This window comes from Alkalihalobacillus phoenicis (assembly GCF_047302405.1).
Classification (GTDB): domain Bacteria; phylum Bacillota; class Bacilli; order Bacillales; family Bacillaceae_D; genus Alkalihalobacillus.
In genome coordinates this window covers 4,726,770-4,747,296 of the sequence record NZ_CP154853.1, presented here as the reverse complement: position 1 = coordinate 4,747,296, position 20,527 = coordinate 4,726,770, and the positions used below count along the sequence as shown (strand labels likewise).

General features: G+C 38.0%; 12 protein-coding genes and 1 pseudogene. 3 read left to right on the top strand and 10 right to left on the bottom strand.

The window, feature by feature from the left end; all coding sequences use genetic code 11:
* Nucleotides 1-16 precede the first annotated feature (16 nt).
* On the top strand, nt 17-757 hold the full coding sequence (locus tag AA0017_RS22180) for a hypothetical protein (RefSeq protein ID WP_413378109.1): 741 nt from the start codon (nt 17-19) through the stop codon (nt 755-757).
* 304 nt (nt 758-1,061) lie between these two features.
* On the opposite strand, the gene AA0017_RS22175 is transcribed toward AA0017_RS22180, so the two are convergent.
* The 6 genes from AA0017_RS22175 to AA0017_RS22150 all read right to left on the bottom strand — a co-directional run bounded on the left by AA0017_RS22175 (nt 1,062) and on the right by AA0017_RS22150 (nt 5,569).
* Nucleotides 1,062-1,613: a hypothetical protein gene (locus AA0017_RS22175; RefSeq protein WP_413378107.1), complete on the bottom strand. Its 552-nt coding sequence runs from the start codon at nt 1,611-1,613 to the stop codon at nt 1,062-1,064.
* Between the two features lie 506 nt (nt 1,614-2,119).
* The gene (locus AA0017_RS22170; RefSeq protein ID WP_413378105.1) at nt 2,120-2,659 is read right to left on the bottom strand and encodes a hypothetical protein; all 540 of its coding nucleotides are present in this window, start codon (nt 2,657-2,659) and stop codon (nt 2,120-2,122) included.
* Nucleotides 2,660-2,819: 160 nt separating this feature from the next.
* Entirely contained in the window at nt 2,820-3,161 is a 342-nt protein-coding gene (locus AA0017_RS22165; RefSeq protein ID WP_413378103.1) for a type II toxin-antitoxin system PemK/MazF family toxin, read from the bottom strand.
* Nucleotides 3,161-3,400: an AbrB/MazE/SpoVT family DNA-binding domain-containing protein gene (locus AA0017_RS22160; protein ID WP_413378101.1), complete on the bottom strand. Its 240-nt coding sequence runs from the start codon at nt 3,398-3,400 to the stop codon at nt 3,161-3,163. The genes AA0017_RS22165 and AA0017_RS22160 overlap by 1 nt, the downstream gene beginning before the upstream one ends.
* 216 nt (nt 3,401-3,616) lie before the next feature.
* Complete coding sequence (locus AA0017_RS22155) at nt 3,617-5,149, bottom strand: YifB family Mg chelatase-like AAA ATPase (RefSeq protein ID WP_413378099.1); 1,533 nt, start codon at nt 5,147-5,149, stop codon at nt 3,617-3,619.
* 243 nt (nt 5,150-5,392) lie between these two features.
* On the bottom strand, nt 5,393-5,569 hold the full coding sequence (locus tag AA0017_RS22150) for a hypothetical protein (protein ID WP_413378097.1): 177 nt from the start codon (nt 5,567-5,569) through the stop codon (nt 5,393-5,395).
* A gap of 937 nt (nt 5,570-6,506) precedes the next feature.
* Here AA0017_RS22150 and AA0017_RS22145 point away from each other — a divergent pair.
* Nucleotides 6,507-6,662 (top strand): annotated as a pseudogene (locus AA0017_RS22145) (NADP-dependent oxidoreductase); the annotation flags it as partial.
* A gap of 1,416 nt (nt 6,663-8,078) precedes the next feature.
* Here the strand turns inward: AA0017_RS22145 and AA0017_RS22140 are convergent.
* The 4 genes from AA0017_RS22140 to AA0017_RS22125 all read right to left on the bottom strand — a co-directional run bounded on the left by AA0017_RS22140 (nt 8,079) and on the right by AA0017_RS22125 (nt 19,584).
* Nucleotides 8,079-8,651, bottom strand: coding sequence for a class D sortase (locus AA0017_RS22140; protein WP_413378095.1), 573 nt, complete (start codon nt 8,649-8,651; stop codon nt 8,079-8,081).
* Between the two features lie 15 nt (nt 8,652-8,666).
* Nucleotides 8,667-16,070, bottom strand: a complete 7,404-nt coding sequence (locus AA0017_RS22135; protein ID WP_413378093.1) for a SpaA isopeptide-forming pilin-related protein — start codon at nt 16,068-16,070, stop codon at nt 8,667-8,669.
* A 337-nt stretch (nt 16,071-16,407) separates the two neighbouring features.
* Nucleotides 16,408-17,514: a DNA-processing protein DprA gene (locus tag AA0017_RS22130; RefSeq protein WP_413378091.1), complete on the bottom strand. Its 1,107-nt coding sequence runs from the start codon at nt 17,512-17,514 to the stop codon at nt 16,408-16,410.
* A gap of 15 nt (nt 17,515-17,529) precedes the next feature.
* On the bottom strand, nt 17,530-19,584 hold the full coding sequence (locus AA0017_RS22125) for a RecQ family ATP-dependent DNA helicase (RefSeq protein ID WP_413378089.1): 2,055 nt from the start codon (nt 19,582-19,584) through the stop codon (nt 17,530-17,532).
* Between the two features lie 290 nt (nt 19,585-19,874).
* Between AA0017_RS22125 and AA0017_RS22120 the strand changes: the two genes are divergently transcribed.
* A complete protein-coding gene (locus tag AA0017_RS22120) occupies nt 19,875-20,453 on the top strand; it encodes a hypothetical protein (protein ID WP_413378088.1) in 579 nt (192 codons plus the stop codon).
* Nucleotides 20,454-20,527: the final 74 nt, after the last annotated feature.

Here is a 20,527-nt window from a genome sequence, read left to right as displayed (position 1 = left end):
TCTAAGGGGGGCAGTCATGACAATAAGAATTGAGAACATACACCTTTCAAAAATAAAAACTATCAATCATCCGCATATTTCCAAGGAATATATTAAACGAATGCAAAAAACTTTTACAGAGTTGAGCGAATATGATCTACTTCTAGCTGTTGAAAAAGAGCAAAAAGGAGACTTATTCCTCCTTGTAGGTGGGGTTGACCGGCATTTCTTCATGAAGCATTACACAGATATGACCGAAGCTCCCTGCATAATTGAAGAACGCAGCCGTAGTGTCGGTAAACGTCACTTAAAATTGTTACGACGACTTTTCAATCGTGGCGATATTGGAAAGGAGAATAAACAAACTTTATTAGAGCTATTACAAGAAGCGAATGTACGAATAACAGAAATTGTAAAAATAACAGGATTCACTGCTAGCAAGATTCGAAATGAGTATAAGATCCACGAAAACGTAGATTCAAATTTAATTACTCAGTATACCTCAATAAAAGCTGCCAATTGGATTAGTCATTTAAATTTAGAAAAGGAAGTAGAGGTATTTCTATTTGAACGAGCTGGACTACCATCTGGAAACCGATACCGCCTTACCTATGAAAGTATGAAACTCATTAATCTATATTTTAAAGCAGATCGAGAGCGATTCGACTACTTAACTAAAAGCGAACAAAAGAAGGTGCTTAATCAAGCAATTAATTTTAAAGGGCTAGTTGTTAGTGGGTTAAAAACCATTGTAGATGATATGTATAAGGAGTATTAAATTTTCTTACCCTACTTCTATTAGGAAATCTTCATCTTTTTAAGGTTTCACAACTAATTAGTCGCATCCTCTCTCCTGATGGGGAATATCGCCATTTCTTTATCCTTCCTACCTATATCACCCACAACAACATGAAGAGTGGCGATTCCATTTTTAAGTTTCACCAAAAAGGGAGTAACCACCCAACAGCTTAGGTAATTACGGTCATAAGACTATGCATATTAACCTCTTTACTCATAAAATTATAAACTTTTATATCGTTCTTAAAAATCTAGCAAACTTCAGGATAAAACAGGCACCACCCTCAATAACTCGTTTCAATTTCTTCTATTATTTTTCTATCAGAAGAAAAGCCTAGAACAGTAGCATCCAAAAGTTCTTCTCCATCCGTGATCAAAAACCAAAATCTTTTATTATTATTATAATTGATAACTGTGGGTTGATGTTCTTTTCCAAACTTCGTAATAACTTGTAATTCCTCTATTTTAGGGTCTGTTATTTGCCCTCTAAGTAAATCTGTATAATTTGATAGATGATCACTTAAATCTAAATGCCCCCAATTTAAGTTAGTATCATCTAACACGTACAAACTACCTCCCAGAACCATTTCCCATCCTAAAAATTTTTTCTCTAAGAGGACATTTCCAAACGATAATTCTTCACCATGACCCCATTCATAAAATGCGAGGGCTTTATTTTCTTCGAGCCATTCAATATGAGCTACCTCTAACATAGGATGCTCTAATCCCATAACAACCATTTGAATTTCTTCCATCTCGTCTTTTGGAACACCACTATAAAAATAAAGAGCCATGACAATGAAACCAATAGTAAATAAAAGCAATCCTTTTTTCACCAAGTTAATCCCCTTTTCGACAAGTAGACGCCAAGCCCTTGCCACTACTCCCTAACGATTTCTTTTAATTCACCTTATAATATTTTTTACATAAGAGAAGGTGATGGTTCTCATGAATGCCAATTAAATCGATACTTTGAATGAAATTGGGGTTATTTGCAAGTGGATCTGGGAAACGGATGTGACCAGCTATATCATCATCAACCTTAGATACAATGTATTCTAAGTTTTTGGTTTCTTTATCCATTAGAAACATGAGATCTTGAAAAGCAACTCTACTTTTTATGTCTTTTGGTGGTATTAAAATAGAGGGGGCTTTCATTGGTTTTTTATGCTTCTTTTTATATTCGGTTTAGACATCTGAACTACTCGTTAAATAAGGTTTATGTTTTTTTACTGCTGCGATTTTTTGTGACATAGGTAACAATGGATTACCTTCTATGGTTCTTAGGGTTTTTTATCGAAAGAAAATTCCTCTCAACAGTTTGGGTGACAGCCACCATAACTCAAAACAAATCATAAAAAGATTCCTTCCCCAGGTGCTGTACATATTTTTGAACTAATTCTTCTAAGTTTGTTGCTTCAGCTAGAAAAATCCAGTCATCCACACTACCACTATAACAGAATCTCTCTACCTCGAATCGTCGCTCTTCCTCGTCCGTTAAAATAAATCGTAATGATGTATCATACTGTTTATGCTTTTCAAGGAGGTGATTGGGCATCGCTCCAGCTACCAATGGTTGATGAGCTATATAAACATAAATAGTCTTCTTTTTAATGTCTAACTTAAAGTCGTCTATACCCGAGTGCTTCTCTATTCCCGTTTGAATCACCTTGAGCTCTTGCTCATGGATGTATGGTTTCGATTTCTTCCGTAAATACACTTTTCCATTAGGTTCTTCATAGATTTCAAATTCCTTAGGAACTTCAGCGATAGGAGCAGCATCCGTTGATTGTTTTGAAAAATAGAAGGTGGTGTTTCCCTTTTTTGTTTTCTTACTATATAAATAATAGGTTTCTCCTCTGAAGTTCTGATAAGATACCATCGATTTTCCACCTACCTCCTTTTTCGACAAGTGACTGTCACTTGTCGATTTATACCGAAAAACATCCTCGCTGTGAGAATGCTTTTCGTTGTTCTTGGTTTTAGTACTCATTTACGTTCGACATATTCTAACAATTTCCGAGTCGTGACACGCACCAGCTTCACGTTACCAAAGGTTTTAGTTTATTTAATACTTCCTGTACTACTTCATTAGGAGCTTCATCTACCACACGTACATTCCTTTTTCTTGACATAAGATCGAGACTTTTTACGTGATGAACGAGGACAACACCTTGGACTTTATGTTCATCATCACTTTCTGGTAATAATACTTCAAAGATATTCCCTTTTTTCTTGGACGTAATCGGACAAACAATTGTAAATGGCGTTTTTTGATTAAAAAGCTCCGGCGAGATAACTAGTGCCGGTCTGTATCCCTTTTGTTCATAACCGCTAGCCGGATCAAAATCTAACATAATAATATCGCCACGCTTAAAAGCCATTAAATAAGTTCCTCACCTTCAATACCAAAGTCGACTTCTTTATGCTCGGTCGAAGCATCATATTTATCCATTAGTTCTTCAAGTGTCCATTCTTTTGATTTCATTTTTTCAATAATTAAGGCATTATTTTCTATACGCATTTCTACTTCTTCACCATTTTCTATAGCGAGAATCTTTTTGAAGGTGGCTGGAATACGAACACCACTAGAGTTCCCCCATGCTTGAACAGTTGTTTTCATTTTCAAAACCTCCTGTCTCTTCCTTTGCTCCATTTTATCAACTCTCCCTTTTAATGTATATACAAAAGTATATCCATTATAGAAGCGAAGTATGCTTATCTAGTGCCTAACTGAAATAATGTGGTTGCTATATACCTTTCAGGAATAACCTCATTACTATTGTAATTCAAACTTCGAATAGTGGCTGGCACCATCCTCCTCCGTTTTCACCATATATTAGTTCCTCCTCACTTTCATCTGTTCCTTTGAAAAGTGGCTCCTTCTTAATGCCATCGCTTTCCAAAGGCTTTCATCTGATATGGATTCTTCTCCAACTAAATCAGAAAGCGTTCTCGCAAGGCGAATCATTTTTATTTGGACACGATTGCTCCATTGCTGCTTTGATGATATCTGAGTGAGCATTTTTTGCTGACTGCTTGGTAGCGGGCTTGTTTCCATGAGCTGTTTAAACGGAACTCGGGCATTCGTGACCTCTGCTTGATAACGAACATATTGTCTTTCTCTTGCTTGCTCTACCCTTTTTTGAATTTCCACAGAGGATTCTCTCGCTTCTTGAGTTTGTTCTAAATCAACCGGATGCAATGAAAGCAAAATATCAATCCGGTCATAAATTGGTCCGGACACACGGTTGTGGTACGCTCTAATTTGCTTTGCTGTACAAGAACAATAGTGCGTGTTAGAACCTAGATAACCACAAGGACAAGGGTTCATCGCACCGATGAGGAGAAAAGAGGAGGGATAAGTCACCGTAGAATGAGCACGGCTAATCGTAACTTTTCCCGTCTCAAGAGGCTGTCGCAGCATATCTAGCGTTTTTTTCGTAAACTCTCCCATCTCATCCAAAAACAATATTCCATGATGTGCTAAGGAAATTTCACCTGGTTTTGGGTTCTGTCCTCCACCGATGATGGCGACTGAGGAAGCGGAATGATGAGGGTGACGATAAGGAGGCAGCTGAGAGGATTTCAGTTTCTCTTTGGCAAGCTGATACAAACTAATCTTTTCTAATTGGGCTTGTTTTGATAATCGAGGAAAAATAGAGGGGAACGCTTCAGCAAGCATGCTCTTGCCACAGCCTGGAGGACCGCTTATCAACATATTATGCCCACCCGCGGCTGCAACCTCGAGTGCTTGCTTTGCTTTTTCCTGACCGATAATATCGGAAAAGTCTCTTTCAAACTCGACAGGCGATGTCGATTCTTCTAACGAGACTGATTGAGTAGATATAGGTATAGAAACTTGTCCACTAAGATGGAGCAGCACATCGTTTATATGTTGCACAATGAAACATTCAATCCCTTCTAACATTTCAATCGGAATCAGGGGATCATAAGGGAGGAACACACTTTTAAATCCCAATGATTTCGCCGCAATCACAGCTGGCAGCATCCCTTCTACTTTTACAACGGAGCCATCTAAAGACAGAGTTCCTATAAAAGCTGTTTCTTGTGGAATTTCATTCTGAATTTGTTTCTTCTCCTTTAGAACGGCAATGGCCATTGCGAGATCGAACAAAGGTCCGTTCTTCTTTTGCTCAGAAGGCGATAAATTAACGACAATTTTCTCAGTGCTTACATTACACTCAAGCGTTCGGATAGCCGATAACACTCGCTCCTTCGACTCCTTCACCGAGGCATCTGGCAACCCGACAATCACCATCGACTCTGTTCCTCTAAACACCTGGACTTCAACTTGCACACGGTACCCTTCCAAGCCTTTTAAACCAATGCTAAAGACATTAGCTGTCACATAGACGTCCTCCTTTTGTTTGTAGATTGAAGTGGTTCATAGGAAAGAAATAAGCAATGAAAAATGGGAGCTTTCTTAAATAAGGGAATAAAGCGAATGGCGGATAAATGGGGTATTTGTTCTATTCGATAAAGGGATTGGAATTCCTTTGAGTTTTAGAAAAATTTAGGGCTAGCAATCTTCAGGGAGTTACTTGCCACTCGAATGCTAGCCATGCGTAACTCGACAAGGTGATTGAGCCCTTTACGAATGGTTGATGGTGCTAGGTCCGGTTGCTTGTTCAATTTGATGAACTGTCGTAATAGGACAAGTAAAAAGAGCTCTCCAAATCTTATGATGTGATGGTTGCTCTAGGCTTTTAATGCCTTCTTGATACAAGGCTTCAGCTCGATCTAGCTTTTCATATTGTTGTTTGGCCATTCTTATCGCTGTATCTAAAAAGAATAGAATATAGTTCTAATATATGTTTATTAATCTAGTTTAACGGTTATTAACAGTAAATGTAATATAATAACTAGGAAGAAAAAATATGAAAAAGACATTATCTTTGTTTCTCGTATTTGTACTGCTGTTCCCAGCAATATCCTTTGCAAACCAAAATGACGGTGTTGACGTTTACACTGAAGTAGAAGAGTTGTGAGTGTCCCTATGAGTCCTAATGAGAGTTATTGGAGACCTCTAGGAACTGCATGGGATGGTGCTAATCCAAACCCTTAATTTAAATAGTTATCCTTAACTGAAAAAGGTGATAATATTATATGAACTTAACACTACTAATTCTAACTTTAGTTCTTATTCTGATTTCTAATTTTGTCGTTATCTCTATTTTAAAAGAAAGAGTGGATAAAAATATTACTAACTTTCTTAGTGTAATGATGGTATTACCAGGAATTCCTCTTTTTTGGTTAATGACAAATATCACTAATTTATCCTCAGATAATTTTTTTGCTTTATATTTCCCATGGTTTATTACCATTTTTTTAATTGTAATATTTATATTTAGGTTAATCAATTTGATTAAGAATGTTAAATTTTAGATTTTCATCGGTGTCTGTTACCGCCCAAAAGCGATGACACACCTGTAGAAGAGATAACTCAAATTAAATATAAAGAAATAAAGTCCCTCTATCACAAGCGGGGCTTTGTTTATATTTGATCGAGAACAAGGAAACAGGGATGACATTCTCGAAAAAATGACGTCAAGATCCACATCTCCATGACTAATTGATTATATTATAAAAGTCCTCTTCTATTATGTGATTCGTCTCTATTTGCTTTCTCAACATTGATGAATAAGCAGGAACAACTTAATATAATCAAAGAGGGTTTTATAAATTCTCAAAAAGTACTATTGGCGATTGGGGATGAAATATATGCACGTCCACGTAAGAGTAACATCGGTACATTTGCGGAATATATCTCCGTTCATGAAGACGATTTCGCCTTAAAGCCTAAAAATTTGAGCTTTGAGGAAGCCGCATCGATTCCACTTGTTGGGTTAACGACCTATCAAGAACGCTGTTCCGTATCAGGATGAATCAACCAATATTTTCTCTCTCGTTCCTGAAACTTGTTTGTTTTCATCAACCTTCCAACTTGATACATCCATTAAGCACATTATGACACCCTTTTTAGGTTTCTTTACTTTAATTATAAATTAACAATATACAGCTGTCGCCAATAGTGTTCCATTTGTATTAGTAATTTTTCGACAAATGCCTGTGTCACCTGTCTGTTTATAGCATTATTGGCAGGCGTTGATTCGCTGACTTGGGGACTCATTGGGGGCCTGTGATTGCCTTTCGTGCTTTTATTCGCAGGCTTCGGGACTCATTGACTCTCTTTGATTCCCTTTGCGGCCTTTATTCGCTGGCTTCGGGACTCATTGACGCCCTTTGATTCCCTTTGCGGCCTTTATTCGCTGGCTTCGGGACTCATTGACACCCTTTGATTCCCTTTGCGGCCTTTATTCGCTGGCTTCGGGACTCATTGACTCTCTTTGATTCCCTTTGCGGCCTTTATTCGCTGGCTTCGGGACTCATTGACACCCTTTGATTCCCTTTGCGGCCTTTATTCGCTGGCTTCGGGACTCATTGACTCTCTTTGATTCCCTTTCACGCTTTTTTTGATGGCTTCGGGACTCATTGACTCTCTTTGATTCCCTTTGCGGCCTTTATTCGCTGGCTTCGGGACTCATTGACTCTCTTTGATTCCCTTTCACGCTTTTTTTGATGGCTTCGGGACTCATTGACTCTCTTTGATTCCCTTTGCGGCCTTTATTCGCTGGCTTCGGGACTCATTGACTCTCTTTGATTCCCTTTCACGCTTTTTTTGATGGCTTCGGGACTCATTGACACCCTTTGATTCCCTTTGCGGCCTTTATTCGCTGGCTTCGGGACTCATTGACACCCTTTGATTCCCTTTCACGCTTTATTCGATGGCTTCGGGACTCATTGACTCTCTTTGATTCCCTTTGCGGCCTTTATTCGCAGGCTTCGGGACTCATTGACTCTCTTTGATTCCCTTTGCGGCCTTTATTCGCTGGCTTCGGGACTCATTGACTCTCTTTGATTCCCTTTCACGCTTTTTTTGATGGCTTCGGGACTCATTGACTCTCTTTGATTCCCTTTCACGCTTTTTTTGATGGCTTCGGGACTCATTGACACCCTTTGATTCCCTTTGCGGCCTTTATTCGCTGGCTTCGGGACTCATTGACTCTCTTTGATTCCCTTTCACTTTAATTCAGGACCTCTAGTGGCATCATTGCTTCTCTTTGATTCCCTTCCCCATGAATTCCTCGCCTCTAACGGAATCATTGCCTCTCTTTGTGCTTCCCTCCCTGCAAAACATGTCGAAATTGGAAGTGCTAGAACCGTCCACACGCTTCAAAAAAGCATCCTCACGCTGAGGATGCTTTTCTTTGAGCGAACTATACCAACCGTGCCTTCACCGCAACTCGTTGTTCTCCTGATAGTGTACATGTAATTAATGTCATTTCTGGGTAATCATTATTGTCTAGCACTTCTACTTGGTTGGCCTCAATAATCGTGATGCTTTCGACGATATACGTATATGTCTTATCATTTGTGTGAAGAAGGAGCTCTTCTCCTACTTTCACTTCTGGTAATTGCCTAAAATGTCGGTCACCACGATAGCCTCGATGGCCTGCAATCGTAAAGTTATCTGTTTCCGGATTTTGGTTCGGTTTGATTTGGGTAAGGCTTAAGGCTAAATTCTCCTCATTTGTCTCTGGTAAAACATATTGCTTTAAATCAATCGAGGGAATTTCAAGTTCCATAATCCCTTCCAACTCTTCTACCGACCAACTAGATTCTGTCAGTTGATCTAAATCTGCCCCATCTCCTGTTTGCACAATCGCAAGGGCACTTTCTAAATGATCAAGCTCCTTACTTTGCTTCCATTCAGAAAAGAAAGGGATGGCGACTAGCACCAGCCCTATAAGCATAAATGTTAAACCAATGAGTAAACGTCCTTTTTTCAAAAGCGCTCCCTCTTTCTATTCTTTCAATTTTACGAAACGTGCATTCCAAACAGTTAATGCTCCTAATAATAAGAAGAACATTCCGGCAAACAACATCATTCTAAAATAATGCTCACCAGTCTGCGGTAATTGTCCAGATGGTGTATCACTTGTAACTGGTTTAGAACTACCTAAATTCGGTTTCGATTCTTTATCAGAATCTCCGCCAGGAACTCCCGGTTCTTCTGGAATTAATTGATTGTAAATAACTAATTCAATTGCTTCAACTTGACCACGTTCAACGACAACGAAGTGAGGGGTTTCGTCTAGCTCATACCCTGTTGGAGCTTCTGTTTCAATGATGACATAGTCACCTGGAGACACATTCGCAAAAGTAAGAATTCCTTCTTCATTTGTCACGCCTGAGTCTACAACTTTTCCTGACTCGTCACGTAATTCAAATGTTGCTCCTTCTAAAGTAGTCTTTTCACTTTCTTTATCGACTTTCACAATCTCAATTTGACCTTTTTCTAACTCATTTGTTGCCGTAACGACAAGCTGCTCTGCTTGGCTTCGATCGATTTCAAATAAAATCGGGGTTGCATCTAAGACAAAATGAGCCGGTGCTTTAATCTCGACAAATTGATAAACACCCGGCGCAAGTCCATCAACTTCTAAAACACCTTCTTCATTTGTTACAAGCCCTGTTTCAACATCATTTCCACTTTCATCTAGAAGCACAAATTCCGCTCCTTCAAGTCGCTCCGATTGATCGTCCCCATTTAGTTTCACTAATTGGACCGCTCCAGTAATTAACGTATTCTCAACGGTTACAACTAATGCTTCTTCTTGGCTTCGCTCAATTTCAAACTCAATCGCTTCTTCCAATAACTGATAATCGGTTGGGGCTTCGATTTCGATAAATTGATAGTTGCCTGGTTTTAGATTTTCTACGACAATTCGACCGTTTCCATCTGTAACCAAGCTTTCTTCAATGATATCGCCTGCTTCATCAAGAAGCTGGAAGACCGCTCCTTCTAAAAGAATCGTTTCATCGACACTATCCGTTTTTTCTAAAACAACCACTCCTGGAATCAGCTTGTTTGTCATCGTAATGATCGCTGCTTCTTCCTGACTCCGTTCCACGATTACCTTTTGTGGGGTTGCATCCAATTGATAATGTTCTGGTGCTTTTGTTTCGATAAAGTAATACGTTTCGGGTGCTAAGTCTTGCACAATGATGCGACCATCTTCATCTGTGACTAGATTTTCGGCGATGATTGTTCCGTCCTCTGCCTCAAGCTTAAATTCCGCTCCGATAAGACGGACATTTTCATTATCTTCATCCACTTTTTTAATAACAACAGAGCCAGGGATTAACGTATTTTCCTTCGTTAAGACAGGAATCACGGTTTGCCCTTTTTCAATTGTAAAAATGACGGGAGTTTCATCTAGTACATAATGTTCAGGGGCTTTTGTTTCCACTAATTGATAATCGCCTGGTGGTAATTGATCAATTTCAATGAACCCTTCCTCATCTGTGACTAGACCTTCAAGAATTAATTCTCCAAATTCATCTAATAAGTTAAATTCTGCTCCAGCCAATGTAATACGGTTATCAACATTATCTACTTTTATTAGCTGAACAGATCCTGGTGTTAATGTGTTCTCTTTTTCAATCAAAACAAACGCTTCTTGACTACGTTCAATCGTGACATTGATTGGCGTTGAGTCTAGAATATATCCAAATGGGGCTTCTACCTCAACAAGCTGGTAGTCACCTGGTAAAACATTCGTAAAGACGACTTTTCCTTCTTCATCAGTTACTAAACTTTCGACAACCGTTCCCTCTAACGTTCTTAGCTCAAACGTTGCTCCTCTCAATACGAGCGAGGTATCGACATCATCCACTTTCAGCAACTCGACTCCACCACGAATTAATTCATTGGTCGCTGTAATGACAAGTGTTTCTGTTTGGCTTCGTTCAATTTCAAAAGGAATTGGGGTCGCATCCAAGACGAAATCCGCTGGTGCTTTTGTTTCCACAAATTGATACATACCTGGTGGTAAGTCTTGAACAACGATTTTTCCTTCTTCATTCGTTGTTAAACCAGATTCAATCACCGTTCCATCAAGAAGCTGAAGCTCAAATTCTGCTCCTTCTAATTTTTCCGAAGAATCATGGAGATTTACTTTTTGTAATTCGACCGCTCCTGGAATTAATGTATTCTCAACGGAAATCACCAATGCTTCTTCTTGGCTTCGTACAATTTCAAATTCAATCGCTTCTTCCAATAACTGATAATCGGTTGGGGCTTCGATTTCGACAAATTGATAGTTGCCTGGTTTTAGATTTTCAACGACAATGCGGCCGTTTTCATCTGTCACTAGGTGCTCTTCAATGACAGCACCTGCTTCATCGAGAAGCTGGAATACCGCCCCTTCTAACAGAATCGTTCCATCGACACTATCGACTTTTTCTAAGACAACCGCTCCTAGAACTAACGCATTTGTCATCGTAATGCTTGCAGCTGTTTCCTGGCTTCGTTCCACGATTACCTCTTGCGGGGTTGCATCCAATTGGTAATGTTCTGGTGCTTTTGTTTCAATAAAATAATACGTTCCTGGTGCTAAGTCTTGAACAATGATTCGACCGTTCTCATCTGTGACAAGACCTTCTTCTACCGTATTATTTTCCGCATCAACTAATTTAAACTCCGCTCCTTCTAAAGCAACTTCCTCCTGGTCCTCATCAACTTTAACGAGAGAAACCGCTCCTGGAATTAGCGTATTTGTGACAATGACTTCCTCTGTCACGAGTTGACTACGAACAATCTCAAACTCGTATTTTACATCAGGATTATTTAAATAATGCTCAGGTGCACTTGTTTCGACAAAATAATAGTGACCTGGTTTTAAGTTTTCGACTTCAATTTTTCCTTCTGCATTCGTTGTTAACCCTTCTTCACTCAAGACATCTTCACTTGAATATAGGTCAAAAACAGCTCCTTCTAATGGTGTCTGATCGCTGTCATCCTGTTTGACTAGTTCAACAGAACCTGTCTTCAAAGCATTCGTCATTTCTTCATACGCTTGTATTGTACTTGTGTCACTTTTTTCAATCGTAAATTCGATTGGGGTTGGATCCAGTTCATAATCTTGTGGTGCTTGTGTTTCAACTAATTTGTAAGAGCCAGGGGCAAGGTTTTCAACGACTAACACACCTGCTTCATTTGTTGCTAGACCCTCTCTCACAATCTCATCGTCTGCTGTTAAAAGGGTAAAAATCGCTCCTTCTAAACGGATGGACGAATCATCTTCATCCACTTTTGTTAATTGAACTCCACCTGTAACAAGCTTATTTTCTTTATCCCCTAGAGAAATCGTCGCATCATTACCTGGTTCAATTTCAAAGTTAATCGGCGTTGGATCTAATTGATAGAATTCTAATGCCTTTGTTTCTATTAATTGATAAGAGCCCGGTCGTAAATCATTTAATTCAACAAGCCCCTCTTCATTTGATAAAATATTTTCACGCACAATCTCATTTGTATCACGATCTCTTAATTCAAATTCAACACCTTCAAGTGGTGAATTGTCAGCTGAATCGATTTTCAATAACTGAGCGTGACCTTTAATAATCGTATTATTTTTTTCAACGATTGTGATTTCCGTTTGCAATTCTTCAATTTCAAAATAAATCGGTGTAGAATCTAGTAGATAATGCTCCGGTGCTTTCGTTTCAATAAAACGATACTCACCCGCCTCAAGATCTTCTACTAGTAATCGACCATCTTCCTCTACTACTAAATCCGTCTCGACTACTTCCCAATCGTTTCCTACTTTTCTTTCTAAAGTAAAGACAGCTCCACTTAATGTCTCTCTTGTTTCTCCATCATATTTTGTTAATTCTACGTGACGGAGGATTTTTTTATTCTCTATCGTAACCGTTGAAGCCCCGTCTACAGTTACTGTTTGCGTATCTTGAATTCCCACAACGTATCCTTCAGGAGCCTGATCTTCTTTTAATAAATAATCATCAAAAAGAAGATTTTCAAAAACGACTTTCCCATCTTCCCCTGTCACAAGGCTGCGAATCGCAATTTGGCCGTCACTATCATATAGAGTGAAACGAGCTCCTTCTAATGGTTCACCCGTGTCATGGTCAACTTTTGTCACTTCTAAGCTGCCTCGCTCACCCGTTCCTGTTCCGCCGCCGCTAGTGAAACGAACAACAACTGTTGCATTGTCATTCGTACCCTCGCTAATTTCCTCATCACCTGTGAACGTAGCGTTATTTTGAATGGTTGCTCCATCTACATCATTAATATACGATTGATACTCTAAAATATAAGGTCGCTCAATCGGGTCTTCTAAGAAAATCAATTCAAACGTTTGTGAGCCATCTTCGTTTGTTTCAATGAATAACTCATAATCTTCCCCTTCAACGAGAAGGTCGGCTTTACTTGGCTGGCCATTCGTAGAAACTGTTGTCGAATAGAGTTCAAACGAATCTTCAAGCAAAATTTGATTGGCTTGTTGTTCATCTTTCACTTTCGCATTCGATACAGTCGATTGACCAAAGTTAATGTTAATTCTCCAATCAATCACTCTACCATTTTGTTGACCGGATTTATTAACATACTGACCACCATGATTGACATTTACGTGTGCATCTAAATCAATTGGATCCCTACCTACACTTTCTAAAGTCGCCTTATTATCGTAACGATTTACAATTAACTCGCCTTCTAAGCTTGTTTTAAATTCGATTAAATAAGGCTTATCTGTTTCATAAGGGAATTCGACAATAAACCCCTCTTCATTGTCGGAATTTTCCGTCATTTGTAGATGGAACTGATCTTCGGGCAATTCCTCCCCTTTTACCATATGATTACTCGACTGAATAATCGCTTCATAGACACGAATCGACTCCGGTATTAAATTCTGATCGCCCTGAATATAATCCGTCACCGTCATGTTTTCAAGGGTTTTCAGGTCATAGTTCACACCGATTGTCCAAGTGATTTCCTTTGTCACGGCATTATACGATCCGCCTTTAAAACCATTGTTTTGTGTATACTGATCAGGGTAAAATTCAGACGCCGCTTCTTTCTTTTGTGTGTCTCCATTGGCATCATTCCAAGATAATGTCACCCCATTCTTAAATGGAGCTGCTACTAAATCATCATAGTCAAATTCCGTTACATATGTTAGGACATGTGGATCTGTAATCATATTCGTAAAATTAATCTCAAACCCATTCCCATCTGCTGCAGGAATTAATTGATAATCAGCTGGCTGTGACAACACTACACCCGTTTTTGTGTTGGTAATTGTTAAAGTCTCTTCTAGGAAATGTAACCCTTTATTCGGGAAGGTATCAACCACTTTGACTTCACGCATTTCATGTGAATCTTTATTGAATTCAATCGTCCAACGCACGGTCTTATTGGCATAATTAACCTCTGAATGCCATTTGTTGAGGATTTGTTGTTGAACATTTCGTCCGGCATTTGCTGTATCTGTTGCAGATTCTACCTTGTTATTAACTACTCCATTTTCATAAACACGTTCATTTGCTTTTGTTTGATACGTAATTTTATAAGCTGAATCGATCGCCTCATCAAATTGTAATTCAAATCCATTTCGGGTAGCATCTGACACTTCGGTTACTTGGTAATAGTTAACCTCTTCCCAACCACTTTCTTGCCCATTCTCATTAATTGTCACTCTCTCTACTTTAATCGAATCAATGATTAAATCATGAGTATTTGTAAAATAATCGGTTAGTTTCGCATCTTCTTGTGAAATGACTTTCTCGTTGTAGTTATACTTAATTTCCCATGTAATCGTTTGATTGATCGGGTCATAATGACTGCTTCTTTTCTCCAGTGGCTCCCCACGACCTGTTGTGACTGTTGCCCCTGCTGAGATGTCTTCCTTGTTAGCACCCGTTATCGTCGCTTCATTATAATACTGTGTCTGTTCATCATCTGTAATTTCTGTCGTAAACTCGACTCGGTAAGCTTCATTGATATTACCAAATGAAATTTCAAACGGATCCTCTTGCACGCTGTAATCATCTGGTGATACTTCCTCCCCTTGAATCACCGTTCCATCTAGTTGAACATCAAGCTTATATACCTTGATCGAGTCCGGCTTCAATTGTTGATTCGCTTGAATGGGATCTTTTAAAACCGCTTGTTCAATGAGTTCTCGGTTTTTGTTAAAATCAACTGTCCATGTAATTTCTGTCGCATTATAGCTCCGATCAACGATTCCACGTTTTTCAATCGCTTCATTAAAATCGGTTTCAAAAACAACCGGAATCTTCGCTACGTCTTCATCTTTAATATTAAAAATAATCTCTTGTTCCACACTACCTTGATGCTCTTCTCTCATTTCCGTTTCAAACCATAGCGTTCCTGTGATGTTAGATAGTTGCTCAATTTGTTCATTAAACGTTACCGTAACCGTTCCATCCATTTCTAAAACAAAGGAACCAACCGTTTCACTGCCAAAATCAAGCGTACCTTCTACATCATTATATACTTCAAATAATTGAGGTAATGAAAAGGTAAAGGTTGAACCGGCTCCATACCCGTGTCCATTTGGCAAAGCCCAGTCCATATAAATGTTAGCAATATCACCTAATTCCGGACGATTGTCTGGATTATCAATTCCATGAATAAGCTCTCCATCTTCATCCTTTAAAACAACATTTGTAATAATATTAATCGGAATTTCTACGGCTTCAGCAAGAACTTCGATTAAACCGGAATCCGTTGCCACAGATTCTCTCTCTTCTTCTACGGCTTCAGAACTGTCTTCTCCTTCTACAAATTCATCGGATTCGACAGCTTCTTCCTCTACCATCTCTTCTTCAACAGTCTCTTCAGCTTCCTCTTCCACTACTTCTTCTTCCACTAATGCCTCTTCAAAAGTAAGGGGAATCACTTGCTCTCCTTGTTCATGGACAAATACCAAATCAAGTTGATCCACTTCCTCCACTGCCTCTTCATTCCAATTTGCTACTAGTCGCAATTGACCTGTTTGTTCAGAAACGGTTTCTTCCATCTCATTAGGGACTAGCTCAATTTGATTCCCTTCTACATGGTATGTACCAATTTCTTCTCCCCCTTCTAATAACAGGGCTTGCTCACTAACACCTTCTACAACTAACTCCCCTGGCAAACCAACGACAACCGTCCCTTTTGACTCGGTCCATCTAAAGTTGAGTTCCAGGATAAATGACTCTTCTTTATTGATGTTTTCATTGTTAGCTAGATTTTCATTATTCTCTGCTAACAATTGCACAGATGTCTCGACTAAAGGATCATTTGTTTCAGCCGTTGCTGTTGCCGCACCAAAGCTAACAAAAGAAGGCTGCAAAACAAATAAAAGAATCATAAAGCAAATAAAGCTCCTCTTGATCAATCTAATTCCCCCTCCTTAAAGAATGGCAAAAAAAAGCACATCTTCTCCTCTAAATAAATAGTAGGATTTGATGTGTTTTCTCGATGCATTATTCAGTATATTTCATTTAATCGGAGTTGAGAAGTTCGATTCTAAAAAATTACCTACTTTTCTTCCTTTTTATGAAAAATGAACATTTTTTACCATGTCATTAGATTTAGATCGGTGCACTGTCCCCCCTCGAAATATGCCGAAAAAGCATCCTCGCTGTGAGGATGCTTTTTCGTGTGTTTATCATTTTAATACTTATTAACAGTCTACAAATTTTTCGGGTGGTAACAGACACCAGATTCTCACATCAACTATTCCAAATCGTTAATTGCTCTTCATGTTTATCGTTGCTTTTCTGCTTATTTTCCTTCTCAAAATGTTGCTCTAACATGGATAAAAAAGTTTGTTCAATTGTTTTCCTATCTAGCTCATTTTTCTCAGCTAATGTAATCAACGCTTTAATTTTCTCTTCAAAATGAACTTTCTGAAGTGGAAAATTATGATTATTTATATAAAAGTCCTTAATGGAAGAAAAAGGCTTAGCATGACCTTCTTCTAATAATCTTAAGACTCCTTCACTTTTACCAAGCACAAAAATCGGTGACCAACGATTTTTAATATTTTCTTGAACACCTTCCCATGTGCCACTTGATTTTGCTCCAGATATCTTTGAAGAAGCGACAAGCACCGCATTAGATGGAGCATGAATAAACTTATTTCTTTGCATCGCATAAGCACCTGAGAAAGGAGCTTCAAGCCTTTGGGTCGACATTATTAATAATTGATTATTCATAATGTATGAACGAATTTCCCGTTTCTTAACCCATCTAGCCAAACCATCAGCAGGAAATATAATCGCTTTACCACCTTGCTTTAAAGCGGTCTCTACTGCAACTGTATCTACTCCTTTAGCTCCTCCTGAAATGATTGCCATGCCTTTTGGGACAGTCTCTTCTACAATAACAGCGGTTTGACTTAATTCCTCATCCGTTGCATTTCTTGCCCCTACAACTCCTAATAATGGCTGAGAAAGAATATTGGGATCTCCAGCGAAATAGAAAAAAGCAGGGAGATAATGTTGCGTTAACTTTTTAATTTTAGCTGGCATTTCCGTTCTAAACATGATTCCATAACCTTTATGGGTCATTTCCTCTAATTCAAGGGTTGAAATGCCAAGCTTTTTCCTCGCATCAATCTTCCTCGCAATTCTTGGTTTCTGTTGTTCAGAAGCATAAGTGAGAATACTTAACAATTCACTTGGAGTTAACTTCAATAACTCTTTTGGTTGAAGGTTATGATTGGCCAAAGATTTCACAACAGCATTCCATTCTAAAATGGTTAATGGGGTTGTTCCCGTTCGATACAGTTGTGCACAAAATAAATAAATGGCAATTTCATTATCATTATATGTCATATAATCCTCCCTTCTTTAATCACTTCCACTCGTATCAGCTAACGCGAATGGGATTACTCTTATGTTACTATATAACTCGCCAAGAAGTTCCGACGCAACTGTAAAAGTCCATTTTGAATCAACAAAATCATCGACCAATAAGAGCTGTCTATTATCTAGGTTCACTTTACTTTCGATATATAAGTAATCTCTTATTGCTTGTTCTTGTAATTGACTATTAAGGAACGACTTTTGTTCAGGTTCATTTTCATACTTTTTAAATATGTTTTCATAAGTACATTTTAATGCATCGGCTACCTTGTTTGCAAAGTCTGGGACGAGGTTCCGTCTTCGATTTGAGGGAATTGGTATAACAACTAGGTCAGATAAATCTACGTTTCTTTCTTGCAGGAATGGTTTTAATTTGAACACCGATGCTTGAACAAGTTCATTAGAAAAGCTACCCACCTTATATTTTTCCTCGCTCGCTTTCTGCCCTAAATATTCGTGGTAAGAACTAAGTGCCAATCCCTCTTCATGTGTAAATGTTAGTAGTTTATATGTAAGCTCCGATCTTTTTCTAGGAGTGATGTGAATATAATTTTTTGAAAAGAAAGAAGAAGCACTATTCAAATTCTGTTCAGTAATCGTGTCGATCGTTAAACCCCATTTATCTCCCCTACAAATACTGCAATTCCCACATTTTTCTGAACCTGGGCTATCTAATGCTTTTATTAAAAATTGCATTAAACACTCTTCTGTTTTTTGATACTCAAGCATTTGTTGATATTCTTGTTCTTTCATTACGATGACTTCCACATAATATTGTTGTTGTGATTGATATTTTTTTACTGTTCGAGAATAATTACTCCTCGAATCTTTTTCGATGAATCCGTCGAGTAACAGTTGCGTTAAAATTTGGTTCAGTGTATTTGATTTTATATTGATACTCTTTTCAAAAGTAGATTTTTTTACTACATCATGACTCTCTAAAAAATTTAATACTTCCAACACATGCTTTTCTTTCGGAAAGGAATTCCTCATAAAAAATTGATTAATTCGATTTTCTTCTTCCCCTCCATAAAGAAGAACACACACGGCCTGTTTTATTGCACGTCCCGCTCGCCCTACTTGCTGGTAATATTCTATGACAGACTTTGGAGTGTAATAATGAATGACGAAACCGATATCTTCTTTGTCATATCCCATTCCTAATGCTATTGTGGAAACTAACACTTTCACTTCATTATTTGCTAATTTCTTTTCAAGTTCAATTTGTCTTTCGTGAGGCAATTGTGCGTGATAGGCTTCTGCATTTATTCCATTATGTTGTAACCATAAAGCGACTCTTTTACATTCATTAATAGTCGTTGCATAAATAATTCCAGATCCATTGAGCTTATTAACATTATTCAAAATCCAAGCATATTTTTCTTCAGCCGTTTGTAAATGCAATTTATGTAAGTATAAACTCTCACGTTGTAAATTCCCTCTAACAACTTCACAATCTCCAAGCTGATTGGAAATATCCGTAATAACACGTTCATTAGCGGTCGCTGTTGTTGCTAACACAGCAATATTTCCAGGTAAAATTTGTAATAATTGTTTTATTCGCTGATAATCGGGTCGAAAGTCATGTCCCCAGTCTGAGATACAATGAGCTTCATCCACTACAAATAAACCAACTTCTAGTTGTGAAAGTAATTGAACAAAATTTTTATTTTTTAACTGTTCTGGTGTAATAAATAATACATCACACTCTCCCTTATTACAGCGACTAATTACACGTTTTTTATCTTCAACTGTTTTATTTATTTGACTATTTATACAATCAGCTACAACCCCATATTGATGTGTACTATCCATTTGGTTTCTAGTTAATGATAAAAGAGGACTGATGATCAAAGTCACCCCTTCTCCCCTTTGACGTAAAATTCTTGTCGCCAAAAAATAGACTAAACTTTTCCCCCATCCCGTTTTTTGAACAACAAGAACTCTATTTTTTTGAAGAACTAAGTTTATGGCATGTTCCTGTCCAACACGAAAATTAGCATTTGAGCCAAATACCTCACAGAGATTTTGAATTATCATTTTCCATCATTCCTTTTTTCATGTTTTTTCTACACATGATAACCACTTAGCATAGTTCTTCAATATTTTTCTAAATCCTGCACACAATAAAAAAAGAACTAAAACTAAAGATACATTCAAAACACTTAGGTTGGAGTCTATCACTCCTCGACATATATCAAAAAAGCATCCTCATAGCGAGAATGCTTTTCATTGTTTAAGATTTTAATAGTTAACTATAGTCAGGTTTTTCAAGTGGTGACTAGCACCATTAACTGATATACTCTAATAGAAATTTAAGGAGGTAACAAATGAAACGAATACTTGTAACCCTTTTATTATCTTTCTTTATCTTCCATATTACTGGATGTAGCAACGATGCTCCCCCCAAAAGTGATGACACACCTGCAGAAGAGATAAATCAAATTAAATATGAAGAAATAAGCTTGCCCTATACAGAAGACTTTATTAACAAAGAGTTCAAACTAAACCCTGTTAATCTTTTAATCAATTATATCACTTTCTTAGAAGTTGATATCCATGAAAGCGAAGTTAACGAATTTGGTCAAACTATAGTTGATACCATTTTGGTAGATGTAACCCTTACTACGGAAAATAAAGATATTCATTTTAGTAATGATTACTTTCGAGTTGAAACCAGCACAGGCGAAATAATTGATTCTCCTCATGATACCTTAAGTAATCATATTTCCATGGATAATTTCCATAACCTTACTGCTCAAGAGGAGCAACGCGTGACCTTACTCTTTCCACTAGAATCTGATATTACTACTATTGAATGGTTTAATGTTTATATAACTTCTCCAAAAGACAAGGAAACGAATGAACCACATGATACCTCCATAAAATTGCACATTAAAGTTGAATAACTCTCATAAAGTCCCTCTATTCGTTAGTGGGGCTTTCTTTATATTTGCTCGCGAACAGGGATAACTTTCTTAAA

Coding starts and splice junctions, on each gene's coding strand:
- AA0017_RS22125 (WP_413378089.1), bottom strand. CDS start 19,584: ATGATAATTCAAAATCTCTGTGAGGTATTTGGCTCAAATGCTAATTTT.
- AA0017_RS22160 (WP_413378101.1), bottom strand. CDS start 3,400: ATGAAAACAACTGTTCAAGCATGGGGGAACTCTAGTGGTGTTCGTATT.
- AA0017_RS22165 (WP_413378103.1), bottom strand. CDS start 3,161: ATGGCTTTTAAGCGTGGCGATATTATTATGTTAGATTTTGATCCGGCT.
- AA0017_RS22150 (WP_413378097.1), bottom strand. CDS start 5,569: ATGGCCAAACAACAATATGAAAAGCTAGATCGAGCTGAAGCCTTGTAT.
- AA0017_RS22120 (WP_413378088.1), top strand. CDS start 19,875: ATGAAACGAATACTTGTAACCCTTTTATTATCTTTCTTTATCTTCCAT.
- AA0017_RS22130 (WP_413378091.1), bottom strand. CDS start 17,514: ATGACATATAATGATAATGAAATTGCCATTTATTTATTTTGTGCACAA.
- AA0017_RS22170 (WP_413378105.1), bottom strand. CDS start 2,659: ATGGTATCTTATCAGAACTTCAGAGGAGAAACCTATTATTTATATAGT.
- AA0017_RS22180 (WP_413378109.1), top strand. CDS start 17: ATGACAATAAGAATTGAGAACATACACCTTTCAAAAATAAAAACTATC.